Source organism: Pedobacter sp. UYP1, from assembly GCF_040547305.1.
GTDB lineage: Bacteria > Bacteroidota > Bacteroidia > Sphingobacteriales > Sphingobacteriaceae > Pedobacter.
Genome location: NZ_JBEPPL010000001.1, coordinates 434,707 through 456,251, shown reverse-complemented (window position 1 = coordinate 456,251; position 21,545 = coordinate 434,707). Strand labels below are relative to the sequence as shown.

The window sequence follows — 21,545 nt, the reverse complement described above, 5'->3', positions numbered from 1 at the left end:
TAACTACTGTTTCTCTGAATAGCTAAATCATTTTAAATTTCACTAACAAATCGATTTTTCATCTCATAAGAAAGAAATTTTCTCAATAAAATTTCAAAACTATCTTTTAATGTGTTTTAAAGCGGTATTTTAGACTGTTGAAAATATATTTTCAATTTAATTCTATTTTAAAGACATAAATTTCTTTGATCCAAATAGTTTTTGCTTAAATTAGATTTATACAAGACAAAAGTCCATTAGATTTTGAGTAGGTGCATAAGGATAAACGCCTTACTTCAAAAATATAATCATGCAAGAAACTGAACAATTACTACTAGTAGCAAATAGACAAGCAAGTATACGCAGCCTGTATGATAAGCATGCAAGTATGTTGTTAGGCTATATTTTTGAAATAGTAAAGAACCAAAAACTAGCGGAGGAATACCTGGTGAAAGTATTTTGTGATATTGCACAACACTTTAATGAAATAGACTGGGAGGATACCAATAACTGGTGTCAGCTGAAAAGGCTTGCGCAAAATAAGCTAAACCAGTTAACAGATTCAGGCAGGGTAGCCAGCGATCTTAAAGATCTGGGATTACAAGATCCTGGAAGTCATGAATCTCAAACCAGATTTCCTGATTACTTTACAGAGGAGCAACATCATATATTCTATAGTGTTTATTATTACGGAAAATCGGTTGAAGCTATTTCAAAAGAATTAAATAAAACAGAGGAATCAATCAGGAAGACTTTAAAAGAGGCTTTCGCTATAATGAGGAAAAGTTGTGAAAATTAACGAATACATCGGGAGCGGAATACTTGAAGCTTATGTATTAGGTTCCACTTCAGAAGCGGAAACCCGGGAACTATTATTCCTGAAAGCAAAACATCCGCAAATTCAGGAAGCCTTGCAGCACCTGGAAATAGATATGGAACGCATGGCGCAACAGCTGTCTATTCCTCCTCCTCCGGATCTCTGGTTGAAAATTGAAGATCACCTTAATGAATTGGCTGAAATGCCTGATTTTGACGCTATCCCAATCAGGAGACCACCAAACCGTAAAGGGGGGAATCACCGTAAAAGTGGACAATTTATCGAAATAGACGCTTCGTCCAGCCATATGCGGGTACATAAAATATGGAGATGGCTATTCATTGGCGTTTTTATTCTTGGAAAAATATTCCTTGGTTTCGCGATTTACTTTTATCTGGAAAACCGTCAGCTCAAACAAGAAGTAATCAAGCTGAAATCACAATTGGAGAAATACGAAAACGCTAAATACAATCAACAACCCTGATAGGTCTCTTAGACCAAATGAATATGGCCTGTTAATATTAACAGGCCATATTCATTAATGACCAGATTTCACCCTGTTCTGTTCGACTTCAGAACTGTTTGGTCTCTCCCTAACAGCCTTTACACCGCTGCTCCCAAAATTATAAGAAAAAGTTAACCTGAATATTCTGCTCTCTTGCTTTTGGGAAAGATTATAGTCCTGGAAAGGAATAGCACTTTTAACTCTAATTTTTCTTGTATTAAACAAATCACTGGCGGATAATTTTATAGCTGCTTTTTTGTCGGCAAATGATTTGCTGATACCCAGATCTACCCCATAAATCGGTCTGGCTACATAAGTTCCAAAAACCTGTGCAGACTGGTAATTTGCTGAAAGTTCAGCATTCATTGTCCCATTCAATGTAAAAGTCTGGACTGTATTCATCATGAATGTTAGTTTTCCATTTTTAAAGGGAGCACCCAGTAAATCAGGAGAACTAAAACGGCTGTAATAAAGTGTAGCATCATTAGTCGTCGCCCACCAGCTTGTAATGGCTAAAGGTCTGTTCACATTCATACTGACTGTACTTCTGGAAGCAAGATTCTGTTCGTAAATCAGTAATGTTTTTTTTACTGTATCCGTTAAAAGTGTAGTTGTCATTACATCCTTCGTATGGATATATCCGAATGTGATATTTGTGGTTTTTTTATACCCATAAGAAAGCTCCAATGAATTTGCATATTCCGGCTTAAGCTGAGGATTACCTTTAGAAAAGGTATACAAATCAGCAAAATATATAAATGGATTTAATGATTGATAATCTGGTCTGTTGATCCTGCTACTATAAGAGAATCCAATTTCATGATCTTTTGATAAACTCTGCTGGATAGCCAGGCTTGGGAACAAATCCAGATAATTCCGCTTCACTACATTTTGAAGTGTAACTGAATTTCCTTCCGAATTTGTTAATTCAGCACGCAGACCAAGTTGAATTGTTGTAGACTTAAACTCTTTATGGAGATTTGCATAAGCAGCATTGACCCGTTCTTTATAGGTGAATCTGTTACTTTGTGTAAGGTCATTCACCCAATTAGCCCCATCAAAATTCTCAGATCGGAAATCATTGTCTGTAGTCACGTAACTGCTTTTTACCCCTGTTTCCAGTTTCATTTTGGAATTGAAAGGATAAGTATAATCTACTTTGCCTGCCAGTATTTTTACCCTGGTCGGTGTCCCGTTTCTAAAAATAAAAGGAGCCTTAACAAGCTGACCACTTGCATTATAAAATTGATTAGTATAGGTAATACTATTCTCGTTATTAAAACGTGAATAATCTATATCAGCATTTAGTTCCTGTCCGGAAGTATCCAGTACACCTTATAATTTAGATTATAAGTTTGACTGGTATATTTACCTTTTCCCAGGTTTGTTGCGGTGACAGAAGAATCAACCGCGCCCGGACGATTGCTAATTAAGGTATTGATATTGTTGTTTGCATCGAGATGATTTATATAACCACTCATCGCAAATCCAATTATATTTCTATCACCCAGGTAATAATCCATACCAGCTTTGTAACTATTGTTTTTCCGGATAGAGATGTCACGGCCCTGCTGGTCAAAATAGGTCCTGTCATTTGATGAAGATGTGCTGCGTTTAATATCCAGGTCCTCATACTCTTTAAGGTTAGAAAAATTATAATTGCCAAACAGGTTTATATCTTTACTCCGGTGGTTTAAGCTGACGCCAGCATTAGATTTGTAGTAATTACCATATCCACTACCTGCTGTCAGGGTGCCATTCGTTCCATAATTTGTGTTCTTTTTCAATTTGATATTAATTAGCCCTCCTGTGCCAGCTGCATCATATTTGGAAGAAGGATTAGTCATGAATTCAATAGTCTGAATGGAATTTCCATCAGTAGTGCGCAGTAAATTGGCCAGCTGTGTTGCAGATAAATAAGTTAGCTTACCATCAATCATCACATTGACGCCTGGTTTGCCTCTGAAGCTAATATTTCCGTCATTATCTATCGAAACTCCTGGAGCTTTAGCAAGTATTTCCAGTGCAGTACTGCCTGCGGCCAGCGTACTATTCGCTACATTCATGATTAACAGATTGTTTTTTCGTTCTATTAAAGGCTTCTGACCAATAATGCTGACAGTATTTAACTGTTTCGTTGCTGGTAAAATGACAATTTGTGGAATACTTAGCAGCCGATTTTCAGAGCTAATCTTAAAAGGTCCATTCAGATTTTTCTGATAGCCCATCCATTCTACCGCAATTAAATAAGTACCTTCTGATAGATTTAGAAACTTAAATTCTCCCTTTTCCGTTGTGATCGCTGATTTGACTTGTACAGAATCGATTGCCCTGACCAAACTTACTGCACCATACATTACAGCTATATGCTTTTCATCCACTACTTTACCACTTATCTGACCAGTTGTTTGTGCCTCAACAGAAAGGAATCTTAAAAAACAAGGGAGTAAAAGCGTAATTATTTTCTTCATGATGCGCATTAATTAATTTGAAATAGCTATTTGCGTTTCTAAACTATGTGTTTTCGCTTGAAAGAAAATTTATTTAACACTGTTTAACAAAAGTTAACATAATTTAACGTGATGAAACATCATATTTGAATTCACAGTATAATTTGATCCTAAATGAATAAAGCAATTCTAATTTTAGCTATTGTTTCTTTAAGTGTAAAAACAATTTATGCGCAAAACTTACAAGAAGCGGGAGGCATTGTGGTCGATGAACATCAGACAACCTTGCCTTATGTTAGCCTGAAGATCGGTAAACAGTTAGCAACGATGACAAACGCCGATGGTGAATTTTTAGTAAAGTATTCAGATGCGATGCGGAAGGATTCATTGATCATCTCTTATATAGGTTATAAAAATCTGAAATTCTCTTTGTCGGAATTGCATAAGGCTATGAAGATCCAATTGACCCCTTCAGTTGTGAATTTAAAAGAAATAACAATCAGACCAGTTAGTGCTGAATTCATTATCCGCCAGGCTATAAAAAACATTCCTGAAAATTATGATACCCGACCATTTGAAATGAAAGGATTTTACAGAGAGATAGGAAAAGTTGATACCAGCTATCTTTCTTTTGCAGAGGCCTCTTTGAATATCTTAAGCCAAGGCTATAAAGAAAATACCGGAAAAGATAAGATTGTCATCAATAAAGAGCGTAATCTTAAAAAATTGGGGGAGAAGGAAGTTAATAACCCATTAAACATGACAATAGATGGCGCTCCATATGCAATCATAGCGAATGATATGGCTAAGGATCCAGTACGTATTTTAGGCAGAAATTATTTTAAGAAATATAAATTTGAGATAGCTGGCTCAGTAACCATCAATGGGGAAGAAGCCTATTTGATTAAGTTTGATCAGCGGGATGACCTTAAAGAAGCCTTATATAAAGGCAAGCTGGTAATTTTGAAAAGCAGTTATGCTATAGTATCTACCGATTTTGCTTTAAGCCCTAAAGGTATTGCCTATGCAAAAGCGGATATTTCATTTATCGCGCGGCCTGTCTATAGTTTACTGGGCTATAGTTTCCGAAAGCTTAATGAAGAATTCAGTGAGCGATATGTCAAAATTAATGATAAATGGTATCCTTATTTCTATAAAATTTCTGCTGTACACCATTTAAAAGCTAAGTACAAACACCTGGAAGGTAGATTGGCAGTAAATGCGGAACTATTTATTTCAAAGATCAATATACCGCCTCAGGGCAATTATGAGAAGATCATGCCCAGAGGTTATGTTTTTAGAAACTATGTCACAGCTTATAATGATGACTATTGGGGAGATTACAATTTTATAAAACCAACAAATTCCCTTAAAGAACTCGCAGAAAAACTCTAAACCAATTGAGTTTCTTCATCTTTATTTAAATAGTATACTATTTTAGTAGATTATGTTTTATATTTGGTATCAGGATGTTTCTATTCATCCTGATAACGCTCTTTTCCTTTCTGGAATTTGTTTTTGCTGCTTGTTTGTTTTCTTCTGTAATTAAAAAAGGAAACAGACAATAGCGCTTTGAAATGAAAAATCTAAAACCGTTAATTATATAAAACATGGCAGGACAAGTTAAAAACACACAACAAACCGCATTAAATGATGTTGCAGCGAGGCCACTAGCAATCGCAACCCGTACCGTACCCCAGGCACCCTGGATTACACCAAGATGGTTACCACATTTGTTAAGCTGGAATCCTGTAGAATCCGGTATTTACAGAGTCAATAAAGTAAAAGAAGGAGAGTCTGTAGATGTGGATTGCTCCAACAGGGATGAGCGCGTATTGCCTAATACCTTTGTTGATTATGTAGAACAACCTCGTGAATACCTTTTAAGTGCTGTAAATACGGTACTTGATGTACATACAAGGGTTTCTGATTTGTACAGCAAGCCTTATAACCAGATCAGCGAACAGCTAAGATTAACTATTGAAGCCATTAAAGAAAGACAGGAAAGTGAGCTGATCAATAACAAAGAATACGGTCTGCTGCATAGTATTGTTCCTTCGCAGCGCATTGTTACCCGCAGTGGTGCGCCAACTCCGGACGATCTGGATGAGCTGATTACCAAAGTATGGAAAGAACCAGGGTTTTTCCTGCTTCATCCGCTTGCTATAGCTGCATTTGGCCGTGAATGTACCCGCAGAGGTGTTCCACCACCAACAGTTTCTTTATTTGGCTCACAATTTATCACCTGGAGAGGGATTCCGCTAATTCCTTCTGATAAAGTGCCGATTGAAAACAACAAAACGAAAATATTGCTGATCCGTACGGGAGAAAGCCGTCAGGGAGTAGTTGGACTTTACCAGCCTGATCTGCCAGGAGAACAATCACCAGGATTATCAGTACGTTTTATGGGAATCAATGAAAAAGCAATAGCCTCATACCTGGTTTCTTTATACTGCTCATTAGCTGTTTTAGTGGATGATGCGATCGCTGTACTGGAAGAAGTGGAAATCAATAAATATCACGAATACAAATATTAAGCTATGAGTAATGCAATTAATGATCCGCAAGGATTACCAGATGTGCATGCCTTAGAAAAGCTGGCGAATGCGTATTTTTCTGCATTACCGGGAAACTACAATGCAGCAGATGTGCCTTCAGCAGAGCTTCTTCCGCAAAGCAACAATCAGATTCAGGAAAACAGCACATTTACCCATTCGCCTTCGGCTATTTACCAGGGAAATGCAATTGACCTTTCTGACCCGCAAACCAGTCTGCCAGATTCTAACGGATTAGGGCTTGGACATGTTCCGAAGTCTACCGCCGGGAGTGGAGGGCCCTCAGGGAATTTTAATACTGTTAAACAGGCTAACAATCCATTTAATATAAGCTCACTGTTACCTTTTGAAGCAGATCAGCCGTACGAAAAGGAATTGCAGAAAGCATTGGCATCGGTTAGTTCATACAGTCCTTCGGCGCAATTACCTTTTAATCCTTCCGGAATTTTAAGCGAGAACTCTTATTATTTTTCTTCAGGAATTCAATTTGTCACCTCAGCAGATACCCTGAATAGCGGACGTTATGGAAATGGAGCAGTTACCGGAAAGTCTCAACCCTCATTTAATGTTAATCTCATCAGAAATGATTTTCCAATTCTTTCAGAGCAGGTTAATGGTAAACCGCTGATCTGGCTTGATAACGCGGCTACTACTCAAAAACCGCGGCAGGTTATTGACCGGCTGAACTATTTTTATGCCCACGAAAATTCTAACATTCATCGTGCTGCGCATGAACTCGCTGCCCGTTCAACGGATGCCTATGAAGGGGCAAGACAAAAAGTACAGCACTTTATCAACGCACGTTCTCCAAATGAGATTGTATTTGTCCGTGGAACAACCGAAGCGATTAACCTGGTTGCCAATAGTTGGGGAGATGAATATTTACAGCAGGGTGATGAAATTATCCTGACGCACCTGGAGCATCATGCGAATATTGTTCCATGGCAGTTACTGGCTAAAAAGAAAGGATTGAAGATAAGAATTATCCCGGTGGATGATGACGGGCAGATCTTGCTGGATGAATATGCAAAACTCCTCAATCCAAGAACAAAACTGGTTTCCTTTACTTTAGTTTCCAATGCACTGGGCACAATAACTCCAGCAAAGCAAATTGTCGCTATGGCGCATGCTGCAGGGGCAAAAGTGCTTGCAGACGGAGCGCAATCGGTTTCTCATATCCGTACAGATGTACAGGCGCTTGATGCAGACTGGTTTGTATTCTCCGGACATAAAGTTTTTGGCCCTACCGGTATTGGGATTTTGTATGGTAAAGAAGATTTATTGAATAGTACCCAACCTTATCAGGGTGGAGGTAATATGATTCAGGATGTCACTTTTGAACATACTCAGTTTCACCAGGCCCCTGCACGTTTTGAAGCAGGAACGGGAAATATCGCTGATGCTGTGGGTTTAGGCGCCGCCATTGATTATGTGCAGAAAATTGGTATTGATAATATTTATCAATATGAACATTACCTGCTAGAATATGCCAGTCAGAAATTAGCACAAATACCAGGATTAAGGCCGATTGGTACTGCGCCTGATAAAACCAGTGTATTGTCATTTGTGCTCGATGGCTTTACCACTGCCGAAGTTGGTGAAGCATTAAGCCGTGAAGGTATTGCTGTTCGTTCTGGTCACCATTGTGCACAACCTATTTTGCGAAGGTTTGGACTCGAAGCTACTGTAAGACCTTCCTTGGCATTTTATAATACTTGTGCTGAAGTTGATACCTTAGTGGCAGTAGTTGGCGGGTTAAAGTCGGCTAAACAAATCTATTTTCATTAGATTTAATAATTAATACGGAAACCTTCTCAGTAAATATCTGGGGAGGTTTCTTTAAGAATGATATACCGCAGTCCAAAATAATAAGGAGCATGAATGATTTGGTGACAGATTTAATACAAGAAGCAGATGAGGTCTAAATACGATTTCTATTATTTAGTTGTGCTTTTATTACTATTATCTTGTAGAAATAAGAAGGCTGATCAAGCAGCAGAAGCGCAAGAAATGCGGGTGAAAAAAGTGGCTTTACTCCAAATGAAGTCTTTCCCGGAAAACGGAGCTGCAATGTGCAGGCCAACAGGTTTTAAGCAATCAGACAGCTTATTGTTTATGCAGGGCGGAGGTAAGGAGTTCAGGAAAACAGTTCTCCATAAATCAATTTCAGGAATCAGTGCGCAACCTGGAATGAAGTTTATCAATGGTGGAGAATTCAGTATGGGAGGGGTAAACCCAGTTGGAATGGAAGGCGGAGGCCATGAAGTAATGAATGATGCAAGGCCAGTTCACCGTGTGGTAATCAATGCTTTCTATATGGACACTGCTCCAGTCACTAATCGGCAATTTGCAGCGTTTGTGAAAGCAACAGGCTATGTTACTGTAGCAGAACAAAAACCAACAAAAGAAGAATTTCCAGATGTAGCACCTGAAAACCTGGTAGCTGGTTCCCTGGTATTTACACCGCCAAAGGAAGCTGTTTCATTAAATAACTATTTACAATGGTGGTCTTATCTGAAAGGTGCAGACTGGAAACATCCAGAAGGACCAAACAGTAATCTAAAAGGAAAAGATAATTATCCGGTTGTGCAAGTATGTTGGGAGGATGCTGCCGCTTATGCCAAATGGGCGGGTAAAAGACTTCCTACAGAAGCAGAGTGGGAGTTTGCTGCAAGGGGTGGCCTTTCTGGTGAACTTTATGCTTGGGGAAATGAACTGAAACCTGGTGGAAAGTGGATGGCTAATATATTTGAGGGGAAATTTCCCAATAAAGATAGTGCTGCAGATGGCTATGCGGGTATAGCACCCGTGAAGAGTTTCCCTGCCAATGGTTACGGATTGTACGATATGGCTGGAAATATTTGGGAATGGTGTAATGATTGGTACCGTGCTGATTATTATGAATCCCTATCAGACCACAACGCGACAGAAAACCCTTCAGGGCCTGCGGTTTCTTATGACCCCGACGAACCTCAGGCGAAAAAGAAAGTGCAGCGTGGAGGATCTTTTCTGTGTACAGAACAATATTGCACGCGATATATGGTAGGGACAAGAGGAAAAGGAGATTACAGATCTGCATCCAATCATGTAGGGTTTCGATGTGTAAAGGATGTAAAGACTTTATAAGCTGGCCATATATAAATAAAGCTGCTTGTTATTCAACAAGCAGCTTTATCAATTAGAAACCATTATATAATTAAGGATTACCGGCAGTGGTGCCAGCAGGTAGTTTTAAACCATCTATGCCGGTTACAACTTCCTCTTCTTCATGTTTTCCTTTTTTCTTTTTCTTATTGCCACCGCGCAGCACTTCTTCTAAATATTGATCATATTGAGTCTGCTGTTCACCTTTTAAAATGTTTCTTACATTTTTAGTGGTTTCATTTTGCATCCTGTAAAACTTAGAAATATCATCTTCATTGTACATACCTGTTTGTTGTTTTTTAGTCAGGGCAGCCTGCTCTTTGAACAAATCAAGCATATAATTGTAGATTATATTTTTTTGAGTTGGGTTCATTTTAATTTTTTTGTCCATGGCCTCTATACTTTTAGTGGTCATTTCGGATGGAGTAGGTGGTGCTTTCTGCGCTTTAGCGAAAAAAACCATTCCCATAACCATACCCAGAGTCAAAATATATGTTTTCATTGTTTTATAGTTTGTTTTTTAATTGTAATGAAGCTATCATGTGCTATCTAGTTGCGTTCATTCCTATTTTTATTCTGCTGCACAGGATGATTTCATCATTCTTGATTCATTAAGCGATGCAATTTATAAAATATTTAGGGAGGAATGCAACCAGATCTTATAAGCTATCAATTTTTAGCTGTTAATAATATAAAGTTAAGCAGAGTATTAGATTATTAGCAATAAAATAATAAATTTATAAAGAAATAATTAATGTTTCACAAATAACCTCTTTCGAAGATGGCAATAACACGTCGCAAAGGATTTTGTGTGTCGTTGTCCGTTTTTAGTTCCCCAAATTAAATTATCAAATGAGATTAAAAAAATGTTTACTAATTGCATTCCTCCTTCCTTTCGTAGCTATGGCACAAAAAGGGGGCACTACTTATCCTGTCAAAGATCTTCACGTCAAGTGGACCTTTAAAGAACATCAGAATAGTAACAAACAATCACTTTCCTTGCTGACCTTCATCAACAAAGCAGCACAGCCTTTTCCAGCAGCAAATTGGAGCCTTTATTTTAACTCTATGAAAGAAATAGAGGTGAAAACTTCCGATCAGCTAATCATTGAACAGGTTAACGGTGATCTTTTTCGCATCCGGCCGGGTAAATCCTTTAAGGCCATTAATAAATGTGACTCTGTAATTCTTGATATTGTGGCCCTTGATGAAATTGTCAATTTTGCTGATGCGCCAGGTGGTTTATATATGGTCTGGGATAATCAACCGGGCAAGGGTATAAAGATTGAGCATTATGAGGTAGAACCCGTCGAAAAGTATATCAAAAATGTCGTTTCTCCTTTAGACACTTATAACAGGAACAGCAAATTTACACCAAAGGATAAAAGCACTTTAATCAAGCTTCTCCCAACGCCGGTATTTTATGAGGCGCGTCCGGGGAACTTTTCTATAAATACAGCAACCTCAATCAGCAGCGATCCGGCATTTCAAAAGGAAGCTGACTACCTGTCAAATGAGTTGTTTAACTTGTTTAAGATTAAGCCTGTAGTTAGTACTGGTACTTCAAAAGAGAAAAGCATTCAACTGGTTAAAACCAATTTACCCGAAGATGAATATCAGCTGGATATTACAGCGCAGTCAATTACCCTGTCAGCAAGTAATGCAACTGGAATTTTTTACGGTTTACAATCACTGAAATCTCTGCTTTTGGCTAGCAACCCGGATAAAGGTGCAAAAGCTGTTTTGGTAAGCTGTGTAGCAATTAAAGACGCGCCCCGCTTCAAATACAGAGGCTTGATGCTAGATGTGGCACGTAACTTTCATCCAAAAGAAGAAGTGTTGCGTATCCTTGATTTAATGGCGTTATATAAACTGAATGTGTTTCATTTTCACATTACTGACGATGAAGCGTGGAGAATTGCAATTCCAGGGCTTCCGGAATTAACAGAAATAGGGGCAAAAAGAGGGCATTCGCTAACAAACGAAAATTCTCTTCAGGCTACCTATAGCTCTGGCCCGGATACCACAGAAGTTTTGAACAAAGCATTTTACACTACAGCTGATTTTGTTGAAATCTTAAAATATGCTGCAAAAAGGCATATAGAAGTGATTCCTGAAATAGAATCTCCTGGTCATGCCAGAGCAGCGATCAAAGCAATGGATGCGCGTTATAACAGATTTATGGCTAAAGGAATGCGCGCTGAAGCTGAACAATACCTGTTACGTGATATCAATGATAAATCTGTTTACAGTTCTGCACAGTATTGGAATGATAACATTGTTTGCGTTGCATTGCCTTCGGTTTATACGTTCCTGAATAAGATTACTGAATCACTGCAGGACATGTACCGCCAGGCAAATGTCCCTTTAAAAACAATCCATTTTGGTGGAGATGAAGTTCCTCAGGGTGTCTGGGAAAAATCACCATTATGCCTTGAGCTTGTGAAACAGGCGAAAATGAAATCTACAGACGATTTATGGAGTTATTATGTTTCAAAATTACAAAGCATGCTCAAGCCTAAAGGAATTGTGCTTTCTGGCTGGGAAGAATTTGGTATGATGAAGACCTATTTGGATGGAAAAAAACTGATGGTTCCTAATCCATTATTTGCCAATGATCCTGTACAGCTTGATGTTTGGAATAATGTGATAGGCGGTGGTACAGAAGACTTGCCATACCGGTTGGCCAATGGCGGCTATAAAGTGGTTTTAACCTGTTCCAGCAATTTCTATTTAGATATGGCTTATAACCGTTCATTGACTGAGCCAGGTCACTACTGGGCAGGTTTTGTGAACATGGAAAAACTCTTTTCTTTTATACCTTACGACTATTACAAAAATGCAAAAGAGAACAATAGAGGTGAACCGGTTTCCAAATCTGTATTTGTTGGAAAGGATCGTTTAACTGATTATGGTAAATCTAATATTCTTGGTTTAAAAGCTGCGTTATGGACAGAGAAAATCAGAGATAAAGAGTTGCTTGAATTTATGTTGTTACCAAGATTGGTTGGTTTTGCGGAAAGAGCATGGGCGGCAGATCCGGCCTGGGCTTTGGAAAAAGACCCTGTTAAATCTGAGGCTGCTTATGAGGATAGTTATACAGATTTCAAGACCAGAGTTGGTTTAATTGAATTTCCTAAATTGGATGAAGGCGGCTGGAATTATCGTATTCCACCAGTAGGCGTAAAGGTCACTGATGGAGAGATTTCTGGTAATACAGAATTTCCTGGTTTTAACATTTACTACACAACCAATGGGAAAGAACCTTCTGCTAAAGATAAACTATACACTAGTCCAATAAAGGAAAAGGGGGTGGTTAAACTCAGAGCCTTTAATGCTAAAGGAAGAGGTGGAAATACAACTACCGTTCAAAATTAAGTATATTATTTTCAGAAGCGCCGTATGATCAAATGATGATACGGTGCTTTTTTTATACAATTATTGTAAATTTTCGCTAATTCCAGAACTTATAATCTGAAAATATGTTTGTCTATAAAATTGATATACCCAATGGAAAAATTAGTAAAGACACAATTAGCGTACTTTAATACCAATACAACAAAAGCTGTTAGCTTCAGAATCGAACAATTAAACAAACTCTATCAATTGCTGGTTAGCAATGAAGCCTTGTTAGAAGAGGCTATATACAAAGATTACGGTAAGTCAACGTTTGAAACCTTTCAAACCGAATTTGCCACAGTTTATGAAGAAATCAAAATTGCAGTCAGAGACCTTGAACAATGGTCAGCCATCAAACCGGTAGCTACTGATGCCAGAAATGCACCTGCTAAAAGCTACCAGATTCCAGAACCTTTGGGCGTGAGTCTGGTGATTGGCCCGTGGAATTACCCTTACCAGCTTTCCTTAGCACCCGCGGTTGCTGCAATTGCTGCGGGATGTACAGTGATATTGAAGCCAAGTGAGTTGACTGCAAATTGCAGTGCGATTATGGCTAAAATTATCAATGAGAATTTTGAAGAACAATATTTCCATGTAGTAGAAGGTGGTATTGCTGAAACAACTGCTTTGCTCGATCAGATATTCGACATTATATTTTTCACCGGAAGTGTTCCTGTAGGGAAGATTGTTTACCAGGCTGCGGCTAAGAACCTGACTCCGGTTGTCCTTGAACTGGGCGGTAAAAGCCCTGTGATTATCATGCCGGACAGCGATCTTGATGTTACTGTTAAAAGATTGGTTTGGGCAAAATATTTGAATTCCGGACAAACTTGTATTGCGCCTGATTATGTTTATGTGCATGAAAGTATAGAGGAAGAGTTCTTACAAAAAGTAGCTAAAGAGATTGAAAAAGCTGATTACAAATTGGAGAATGGTAATTTCGTGAAAATCATTAACGAGCGTAATGCAGAACGTGTATCGGGATTGATTAATTCTGAGAAGGTATATGTTGGTGGCAATTTTAACGTAGGTGAACGTTTTATTGAACCTACAGTTTTACATGGGGTAACCTGGGACGACAAGGTGATGAAAGACGAAATCTTTGGACCAATCATGGCTGTTTTAACCTTCGATGATTTGGATACCGTGATCAGAGAAATTAAAGACAGACCTAAACCTTTAGCGTTATACGTATTTACGAAGGATGAAAACATTCAGAAAAAGGTGCTTGGAGAAATCTCTTTCGGTGGAGGATGTATCAACGAGGCTATTATGCATATCTCGAATGGAAATCTTCCTTTTGGTGGTGTGGGTTCTAGTGGACTGGGAAATTATCACGGTGAAGCTGGTTTTAGAGCCTTCTCACATTATAAAGGAATACTTGAAAAAGAATTCACGCAAGATTCAGACATCAAATATTCTCCACATACTGAAGAGAAACTGCAAAAAATGAAAGCAGCAGCTAAATAATAAGAGAATTTATATCGTATATTTAAAAGCGGCGATGGATGTGATTACATTCATCGCCGCTTTTATAGTAATAGCCCAAAAATTAGTTTAACAAATGAACGGATCCAGTTTTAAAATAGCGCTTCTTTTCTTTTCAGCTATAGTATATAGTCAGGTAACCAAAGCACAGATTTCCCCTGAAAAAATTGATTCTCTTGTGGAAAATTCCATGAAGAAATTTAATGTAACTGGTGTCTCGGTTGGAATTGTAAAGGATGGTAAGGTTTTATATACAAAAGGTTACGGAGTTAAATCCATCACCACCAAAGAAAAAGTAGATGGAAGTACCCAGTTTGCTATTGCCTCTAATACGAAAGCTTTTACCACAGCAGCGCTTTCAATTTTAGTAGAGGAAAGAAAATTGTACTGGGAAACTAAAGTTAAAGATATTCTGCCCGGGTTTAAAATGTACAATGATTATGTAACAGAAAATTTTACTATTCAGGATTTACTGACGCACCGGAGTGGTTTAGGTCTTGGCGCTGGGGATCTGATGTTTTTCCCTAACGGGTCTGATTTTACGATTAAAGATGTGTTGTCAGGTTTTCAATATTTCAAACCTGTTTCTGATTTCAGAACGAGGTTTGATTACGATAATCTTTTATATTATGTAGCAGGAGAGGTCATTGCAAAAATTACCAGAATGAGTTGGGAGGATTTTGTTCAAAGCCGTATCATTAAGCCATTGGGGATGGAGCATAGTTACACTTCTTTAGCATTGATGAAGGATAAAAGTAATCTGGCTATGCCACATACAGATACATTCGGCAAGCTCAAACAAATAGAAAGTTTTGGCGATCAAATTAATGGGGCTGCTGGTGGCATTTATTCAACTTCAGCTGATCTGTGTAAATGGATGCTGGTGCAGTTGAATAAGGGAAAGTATGGGGCTCAATTGGAGCAGCAGCTTTTTTCAAAAGACAGACAACAGCAAATGTGGACGACCCATACCGTAACCGGTTTCAATGACGATCCGCGTTATCAAACTCATTTTGGGGGATATGGGCTGGGATGGTTCTTAAATGATATGAAGGGCAACTTCCATGTTTCTCATACCGGTGGATTACCAGGAATGCTTTCCTCAGTTAGTTTATATCCGGATCTTAACCTGGGTATAGTTGTACTAACGAATTCAGATGGAGGAAGTTACTTATTCTCAGCAGTGAGTAAAACGATAGAAGATAGTTATCTTGGCCTGGATGATAACCATTGGATAGATAAAATCCACGACCAGGTCGAAAATGATAAAATGCATGAAGATGGGGTAACCAATGATGTTTGGAAGAAGGTAGCTGCTTCTAGTCAGAAAAAGATTGATCCGTTGGCTTATATAGGGGTCTATACTGATAAATGGTTTGGCAAAGTGGAAGTTTCGATGAAAGGTAAACAGCTATGGTTTAAATCTTATCGTTCTCCTAAGCTATCTGGCCCGATGTCTTTTTACAACGCTAATTCTTTTGCCATTAAATGGACGTATCCGGATCTGAATGCGGATGCTTTCGCAATCTTCAGCCTTGATGAAGAGGGGAAAGCACAAAGCATTAAAATGAGAGGAATTTCTCCAAGTATTGATTTTAGTTATGATTTTCAGGATCTAGATTTTCAAAGGTTGTAGCTGTAATTTTTCTATCATCTGTAATGCCCTTTTGGTTTGCAGGTACAATTCGTGATAGTTTCTATTGAGCACAATTTCTTTTGTAATCAGTTTAGAGCCCATGCCTACTGCACATACACCGGCCTGGAACCATTCTTCCAGGTTTTCTTCTGCTATTTCTACGCCTCCGGTGGGGATGAAAAGCTGCCCTCTGAATAACTCTCTGATCGACGCTATAAATGCAGGACCCAGAATGTTAGCAGGAAATAACTTGATTACAGGTGCGTTTAACTGTTGTGCAGTATAGATTTCTGTTGGGGTCATACAGCCAGGTATCCAAAGTATATTGTGCTGATCACATAATCCTGCAACTGCCGGGTTGACAATCGGAGATACAATAAAATCAGCTCCAATGGTAATGAAATCGGCAGCTTCTCTGGCTGATTTAATAGTTCCTATTCCTAAATACAAGCCGGGCATTTCTGTAACCTGTAAGGCTTTTAATTGTTTGAAATTGTGAAGCGCGTGTTCACCGCGGTTCGTATATTCTACAATTCTAACCCCTGCTCTATACAGGGTTCTCAAAATGTCAATGCTTGTTTCTGCACTGTTTTCATAAAATAAAGGAAGTAATTTACCCGCTAAAAGGGTATCGATAATATGTTGTTTCATAGGGATTGATTTAAATGAGTAGTGATTTGTTCCGCATGCATAGCTGTGGAATCACCGGGTGTAAATAATTTATAATAAGCAGCAGCGGTAGCAAATTCAACAATTTCCTGTGCGGAATGATTTTGATGAAAACCATAAATCAGGCCTGCCATATAACAATCTCCACTACCTACCTTATTGATCACTTTTTCAGCGTTATATTCCCGGGATTTGTACAGGTTGTTGTCCGTATATAAAGTGGTATAGTATTGAATTCCTTCGCCCTGGTCAAATCTGAAAGTATTGGCAACGGCTTCACATGCAGGGAAAAAATGTTGTATAGCCCTGGAAGTTTTCTCTGCCTGCTGCAAACAAAATTCCATGTGTTTAAGCATAAAGTTGTCGGCTTTCGGTATACCCAGCATTAATTCTGCTGCCCATACATTACCCATAATCAGGCGGCAATGAACAGCAAGATTCTTCATAATTTCTACAGGAGCTTTCCCATATTTCCAAAGCTTTTCGCGGTAGTTCAGGTCAAGTGAAATACTAATACCTATCTTTTCTGCCGTGAGCAGCGCTTCTTTACAGACTTCCGCGATTTCTTCATTAATAGCCGGACAGATTGCCGAGAAATGAAACCAGCCAATTTCTTCAAAAATCTGTTCCCAGTCTATGGTCTGTTTTTTAAGCCCGGCGAAAGCGGAATATTGACGGTCGTAAATGACTTCTGCATTTTTCATATCTGTACCCATCGCAAGATAATAAAGTCCGATCCGTTCACCTTGGTTAAGAAAACGGGTTGTATCTATTCTTTTTTCCTCCAGGTAAGTCTTGATTTGTCTGCTCATTTCATTTTCAGGAAGTGCCGTTAAATAAGCTGAAGGAATATCCCATAAAGCAAGCGCGGTGGCTACATTAAGTTCTGCACCTCCTATATAAGCGGGCATCTGATTTGAATTGAGCCAATTACCTGCAGGGTCGGGGCAGATTCTTAACAGTAATTCTCCAAAACACAGGACTTTTTTTAACATGGTTAGCTGTTTTTTATTGGTATTTATATTTGGTTATTGAAATTGTTGGGTACGTGTTGAAATTGGTAATGCGCGTGTTGAATTATAGGACACGTTTTGGAATTGGTATTGTGCGTGTTGGATTATAGGGTATGTGTTGAAACTGTAGGACATGTGTTGAAATTTCATGAAACGTTTTGGGATTGTATGGCAGGTATTGATTAAGTACTATTTGATGGGTGTACCTTTAATTTGAATAAACACCGATCTTAAGTTGATCTGCAGCAGCAGGACCAGCGTCCGACCAGACAAGATTAAGTTTTCCCAGATCGGTATATTCGGGTTTCACCTGATAGATATGACTTCCTAAAACCCGCTGATAAAAAGATTCTACTTTTCCGGATTCATAGAAATTGCAATGGTCAACAATAATATTGTCCCATCTGTATTCCTGGAAGAAGATCGCTCTGCCTCCCTGACCAGAATAAGAAAAATTGCTATTGAGGATGGAAACCTGTTGTGCGCCAATTAATTTTACTGCTGATCCCTGTTCTCTGTTTTCCACTTCATTAAAAGTACAATGATCAATTTTTACGAATGGGCCTAAAGTACTTTCATCATTTCCGCCCCGGTAAATATTAATTGCCGTACCCATCAGATTGGTAAAGACACAATTAGTGATTAATGTATATTCCGCATTATAAATGCCCTTATCTTCTTTCTCTGCCGAAAGGTTAATGCCACTACCCGAAATATGGTGAAAGATAGAATTTTTGATAATCAGACTATCTGCAAGTGTACTCTTCGAACCCGAAAAACCACTGTTTGTGCTTTCATTATAGTCATAAAATTCGCAATCATCTATCGTCAGTTTGTAGGGTTGATTCATTGGTTTAGCTGTAGATCTGATCCCTGCATCCGCATTGGCATAAATTCTATAGTTGCCTTTGAAAGCGATACCTTTGACAGTCAGTTCACTACCGTTTTCTAAAGTAATAAATGCAGGCAGTGATTTGAAGGATGCATTTACAAAAACTGGCCTGTTTTTTAAATCTTTTGCAGCCATCAGAATCAATGTTTTATCAATGATCAGTTCTTCTTTTAATGGATAGAAACCAGTATCAGTTAGTACAATTGTGTCACCTGCCAGCGCCTCTTTTAGTGTTGCAGCCAGTAATGAACTCTGATAAGCTTTTAAGAAAGTACTTTTTGGTTTTCTCCATGCCTTCCTGATTTCAGGATGATACCAGGGAGCACCTGTTTTTTTCGGACCGATAAGCTTTAGTTTTTGGAGTTCTGCTCCATATACCTTGCTATATGGAAGTTCAATATCCTCAATTCTGTACGGATCTGTTTTTGTCTTAACAAAGCCATTTGGTACTTTTCCCTGATAAGCATCAACCAATCCATTTTCAGAAAAGATAATTCCCTGATCATTATTCGCATCTGTATAAATCTCTTCTCTTGAAGTCGCGATCAGATTCTTCCTGAACTGAACATTTTCTGGCGCTAATGTTCTTTCGGCATCTTTGCCAGCACCAAACAGAATATTTGAACAATCCACAAAAGTATTTCGTTCAATCCATGCATCCTTCACCTGATAGTATCGATTGATTAAAGAATTCGGAACGCCATTTAGTACAGAAAGGGGGGCTCTGAAATTCGTACCCTGTAATTGATAAAAGACATTATTAAAGACCTTTTGACGTGGATTAATCACTCTTACTCCACCAGTAAACGGTTTGTTATTCCCCAGAAATAAATTTCCTTCGACTATATTATCTGACCCGTGTCTCAATACCAGTCCACCTTCACACTCAAAAAAAGTATTAAAGCATACCCGGTTTTCACCAGATTTAATGGATACGATTTCTACTTCTCCGTTACAACGTTCAAATAAATTATGCGCAATTGTTGTTCTGGAAGCTGTTAAGGAATAACGTGATACACCAATCCTGATAGTTTCACCTCCATTCGCACCCAACCGGGGTCTGCCTTTGAAGTAATTACTATCTATCAAATGATCATTTTTCTGACTGCGTTCATCATTAAGTTCCGCAATGATTACAGGGCCAAGATTTAACTTGTCAACAAAAGTAGAATGATCTATCCGGTTGTTCTTTCCATAAAATGTAACCCAGGTATCAGACCTGAACTTTTCTGGCTGGCTATAGTTTTCAATCACTACACCGGTAACTCTGCAATGGTTTGCTAATAGCTCTTCACTGGTTCTGAAAGAGATAATTTCTCTTTTTGGCGTATGTCCATTTTTGAAATGCAAGTCTTTGATGACCAGGTATTCACCGCTCAATTGCAAATAAGATTGTCCGGTCAAAATAACTCCTCCAGGCGTTTCGGGCATGATCATGACAGGTTGCGCTGCCGTACCTTTTCCATGGACCTGCAGCGCTGCATCCGACCATTCTTTATCTTTTAATAAGATAACATCACCTGGTCTGGCTTTTGAAACAGCAGCCTTCAATTCCTGAGGATTGTTAACGATTATAGAATTTTTAACTCCGGTAGTGTTGCCGGCCATCATAGCGCTGTTAATCATCTTGCACTTATCAAATGCAAGAGGTCTTGTATAACCCTTTAAGCTGCAAATGATTAATAAGGATAAGGTTAGATTTTTCATAAGCTATTTAGATACGAGTATGTCAAACTTAATTGTTGAAACGGCAACAGGGCTCCCGATAACTACACTTTTTGCACTTAACAATTGATTGGTAAAAGTTCCATCAGCTTTCGGCACGCGAATCCAGATCAAATAGGCAGCAGTTGTATTAAAAATATTCGCCGCCTGGTTTGCAGTTGCTGCATCGAATTTAGCGGTACTGCTTCCTGGTACTGTAATTCCTTCAAAGAATTGATCATCCAGTGCAGTAATAGTATTCGCATTGTAAGCTGCATAAACTCTGTCAGTTTCAGTAGATCCCGGGATCAGTACACGAAACTTAGTTGCCTTAAGACCCGCAGGATCAGGTTCCCAAACCTGTGTATTACACTTGTAATTCTTGGTAATCGTTGTTGCACTCGCCGGACTATATAAGCTGAACACAGATGCAGTGGTACAGTAAGTCATAAAATCGACCTTTTGCTCTTGACCACCAACATTGCAGCTACCCAGTAAAGTACCTGTTTCACCGTTAAAAAAACTGGTAGCCGAAGGTGTGGATGCCGTTCCATGTGCCATCATCATCAGGTCTTTATACAAGACATAGGATTTGACAGGGATATTTATCAAAGCCTCAGCCTTTAACCCGAAACTGTCAGTAATCACTATTTTGATCTTACTGGCATTCTTGCGGTAAGTATATTGATAACTTAGCTCATATGTTTTTTCATTTTTAGTCAGGATGAGCTGGTCTGTCTTTTCAAAAACACCTTTATAATCATCGTAGAACTCAATCAGCTTTAATCCATTCTCTGAATTCGCTTTTCCCTGAATTAAAACTTTGCCCAGTTCATCAGGGAGTGAACTTGCCGGTACACCAACCAATGTGGGCAAAGGAGGGGAGAAAGCAGTCATTTTTATCAATCCTTCAAAAGAAGAATTGTCAATATGTTTAACCATCACTCTGATACCGGTAACCTTGATCAGTTTTGCAGCAGAGAAACTTTTGGTAGGAATGGAGAAATGATAAAGATTCCTGTTCTCCTGTGCTGGGGTATCCCGGTAAATCAAAGAATCTGTTTTATCGCTCCGCATCAGATAAAAATAGATCAGTCTGATCCCGATTGTAGAATTCAATTCTCCGTTTAATACTGTATCTGGGCCTGTCTGGCCAATTGCTGTATTGAAAGTAAACTCTTTTGAGGTGAGCACATCTGGCTTATCAGTTGCAGTTGTTTTATCCTTTTTACAACTGTTCAGCAAGATAAAACCTATCACCGTTATCGCTATTAAATAAAAGTTCTTCATCCTT

Annotated in this window: 16 protein-coding genes; 9 read left to right on the top strand and 7 right to left on the bottom strand. The window is 38.6% G+C overall.

The annotated features are described in order from the left end of the window. Positions 1–289 precede the first annotated feature (289 nt). Positions 290–778 (top strand): RNA polymerase sigma factor, encoded by a 489-nt coding sequence (locus ABIB30_RS01900; RefSeq protein WP_354299054.1) that lies wholly within the window; start codon positions 290–292, stop codon positions 776–778. Further along, positions 768–1,280 carry a hypothetical protein gene (locus tag ABIB30_RS01895; RefSeq protein ID WP_354299053.1) on the top strand — a complete coding sequence of 171 codons (513 nt, stop codon included), beginning with the start codon at positions 768–770 and terminating at the stop codon, positions 1,278–1,280. The genes ABIB30_RS01900 and ABIB30_RS01895 overlap by 11 nt, the downstream gene beginning before the upstream one ends. 54 nt (positions 1,281–1,334) lie before the next feature. Here ABIB30_RS01895 and ABIB30_RS01890 read toward each other — a convergent pair whose 3' ends face one another. Continuing rightward, the gene (locus ABIB30_RS01890) at positions 1,335–2,597 is read right to left on the bottom strand and encodes an outer membrane beta-barrel family protein (protein WP_354299448.1); all 1,263 of its coding nucleotides are present in this window, start codon (positions 2,595–2,597) and stop codon (positions 1,335–1,337) included. Positions 2,598–2,605: 8 nt separating this feature from the next. Beyond that, positions 2,606–3,772 carry a hypothetical protein gene (locus tag ABIB30_RS01885; protein WP_354299052.1) on the bottom strand — a complete coding sequence of 389 codons (1,167 nt, stop codon included), beginning with the start codon at positions 3,770–3,772 and terminating at the stop codon, positions 2,606–2,608. 153 nt (positions 3,773–3,925) lie between these two features. Here ABIB30_RS01885 and ABIB30_RS01880 point away from each other — a divergent pair, with 153 nt between their 5' ends. The 4 genes from ABIB30_RS01880 to ABIB30_RS01865 all read left to right on the top strand — a co-directional run bounded on the left by ABIB30_RS01880 (position 3,926) and on the right by ABIB30_RS01865 (position 9,432). Further along, entirely contained in the window at positions 3,926–5,146 is a 1,221-nt protein-coding gene (locus ABIB30_RS01880; RefSeq protein WP_354299051.1) for a carboxypeptidase-like regulatory domain-containing protein, read from the top strand. Between the two features lie 215 nt (positions 5,147–5,361). Continuing rightward, positions 5,362–6,288, top strand: a complete 927-nt coding sequence (locus tag ABIB30_RS01875; protein WP_111633217.1) for a family 2A encapsulin nanocompartment shell protein — start codon at positions 5,362–5,364, stop codon at positions 6,286–6,288. Positions 6,289–6,291: 3 nt separating this feature from the next. Further along, positions 6,292–8,094, top strand: coding sequence for a family 2A encapsulin nanocompartment cargo protein cysteine desulfurase (locus ABIB30_RS01870; protein ID WP_354299050.1), 1,803 nt, complete (start codon positions 6,292–6,294; stop codon positions 8,092–8,094). A gap of 126 nt (positions 8,095–8,220) precedes the next feature. Continuing rightward, positions 8,221–9,432 carry a formylglycine-generating enzyme family protein gene (locus ABIB30_RS01865; protein ID WP_354299049.1) on the top strand — a complete coding sequence of 404 codons (1,212 nt, stop codon included), beginning with the start codon at positions 8,221–8,223 and terminating at the stop codon, positions 9,430–9,432. Positions 9,433–9,502: 70 nt separating this feature from the next. On the opposite strand, the gene ABIB30_RS01860 is transcribed toward ABIB30_RS01865, so the two are convergent. Next, on the bottom strand, positions 9,503–9,952 hold the full coding sequence (locus ABIB30_RS01860) for a hypothetical protein (RefSeq protein WP_354299048.1): 450 nt from the start codon (positions 9,950–9,952) through the stop codon (positions 9,503–9,505). 350 nt (positions 9,953–10,302) lie between these two features. On the opposite strand from ABIB30_RS01860, the gene ABIB30_RS01855 reads away from it, so the two are divergent. The 3 genes from ABIB30_RS01855 to ABIB30_RS01845 all read left to right on the top strand — a co-directional run bounded on the left by ABIB30_RS01855 (position 10,303) and on the right by ABIB30_RS01845 (position 15,973). Then, a complete protein-coding gene (locus ABIB30_RS01855) occupies positions 10,303–12,828 on the top strand; it encodes a family 20 glycosylhydrolase (protein ID WP_354299047.1) in 2,526 nt (841 codons plus the stop codon). 132 nt (positions 12,829–12,960) lie between these two features. After that, positions 12,961–14,319: an aldehyde dehydrogenase family protein gene (locus ABIB30_RS01850; RefSeq protein WP_354299046.1), complete on the top strand. Its 1,359-nt coding sequence runs from the start codon at positions 12,961–12,963 to the stop codon at positions 14,317–14,319. Between the two features lie 94 nt (positions 14,320–14,413). After that, positions 14,414–15,973: a serine hydrolase gene (locus ABIB30_RS01845; protein WP_354299045.1), complete on the top strand. Its 1,560-nt coding sequence runs from the start codon at positions 14,414–14,416 to the stop codon at positions 15,971–15,973. Here the strand turns inward: ABIB30_RS01845 and ABIB30_RS01840 are convergent. The 4 genes from ABIB30_RS01840 to ABIB30_RS01825 all read right to left on the bottom strand — a co-directional run bounded on the left by ABIB30_RS01840 (position 15,953) and on the right by ABIB30_RS01825 (position 21,541). Further along, positions 15,953–16,624: a beta/alpha barrel domain-containing protein gene (locus tag ABIB30_RS01840; protein ID WP_354299044.1), complete on the bottom strand. Its 672-nt coding sequence runs from the start codon at positions 16,622–16,624 to the stop codon at positions 15,953–15,955. The genes ABIB30_RS01845 and ABIB30_RS01840 overlap by 21 nt on opposite strands. Further along, complete coding sequence (locus tag ABIB30_RS01835) at positions 16,621–17,637, bottom strand: PfkB family carbohydrate kinase (protein ID WP_354299043.1); 1,017 nt, start codon at positions 17,635–17,637, stop codon at positions 16,621–16,623. Before ABIB30_RS01835 ends, ABIB30_RS01840 begins: the two co-directional genes overlap by 4 nt. 226 nt (positions 17,638–17,863) lie before the next feature. Continuing rightward, positions 17,864–20,254, bottom strand: coding sequence for a chondroitinase-B domain-containing protein (locus ABIB30_RS01830; protein WP_354299042.1), 2,391 nt, complete (start codon positions 20,252–20,254; stop codon positions 17,864–17,866). A gap of 3 nt (positions 20,255–20,257) precedes the next feature. Further along, complete coding sequence (locus ABIB30_RS01825; protein WP_354299041.1) at positions 20,258–21,541, bottom strand: hypothetical protein; 1,284 nt, start codon at positions 21,539–21,541, stop codon at positions 20,258–20,260. Positions 21,542–21,545: the final 4 nt, after the last annotated feature.

Coding starts and splice junctions, on each gene's coding strand:
- ABIB30_RS01845 (WP_354299045.1), top strand. CDS start 14,414: ATGAACGGATCCAGTTTTAAAATAGCGCTTCTTTTCTTTTCAGCTATA.
- ABIB30_RS01875 (WP_111633217.1), top strand. CDS start 5,362: ATGGCAGGACAAGTTAAAAACACACAACAAACCGCATTAAATGATGTT.
- ABIB30_RS01850 (WP_354299046.1), top strand. CDS start 12,961: ATGGAAAAATTAGTAAAGACACAATTAGCGTACTTTAATACCAATACA.
- ABIB30_RS01885 (WP_354299052.1), bottom strand. CDS start 3,772: ATGAAGAAAATAATTACGCTTTTACTCCCTTGTTTTTTAAGATTCCTT.
- ABIB30_RS01870 (WP_354299050.1), top strand. CDS start 6,292: ATGAGTAATGCAATTAATGATCCGCAAGGATTACCAGATGTGCATGCC.
- ABIB30_RS01865 (WP_354299049.1), top strand. CDS start 8,221: ATGAGGTCTAAATACGATTTCTATTATTTAGTTGTGCTTTTATTACTA.
- ABIB30_RS01900 (WP_354299054.1), top strand. CDS start 290: ATGCAAGAAACTGAACAATTACTACTAGTAGCAAATAGACAAGCAAGT.
- ABIB30_RS01880 (WP_354299051.1), top strand. CDS start 3,926: ATGAATAAAGCAATTCTAATTTTAGCTATTGTTTCTTTAAGTGTAAAA.
- ABIB30_RS01825 (WP_354299041.1), bottom strand. CDS start 21,541: ATGAAGAACTTTTATTTAATAGCGATAACGGTGATAGGTTTTATCTTG.
- ABIB30_RS01855 (WP_354299047.1), top strand. CDS start 10,303: ATGAGATTAAAAAAATGTTTACTAATTGCATTCCTCCTTCCTTTCGTA.
- ABIB30_RS01830 (WP_354299042.1), bottom strand. CDS start 20,254: ATGAAAAATCTAACCTTATCCTTATTAATCATTTGCAGCTTAAAGGGT.
- ABIB30_RS01835 (WP_354299043.1), bottom strand. CDS start 17,637: ATGTTAAAAAAAGTCCTGTGTTTTGGAGAATTACTGTTAAGAATCTGC.
- ABIB30_RS01860 (WP_354299048.1), bottom strand. CDS start 9,952: ATGAAAACATATATTTTGACTCTGGGTATGGTTATGGGAATGGTTTTT.
- ABIB30_RS01840 (WP_354299044.1), bottom strand. CDS start 16,624: ATGAAACAACATATTATCGATACCCTTTTAGCGGGTAAATTACTTCCT.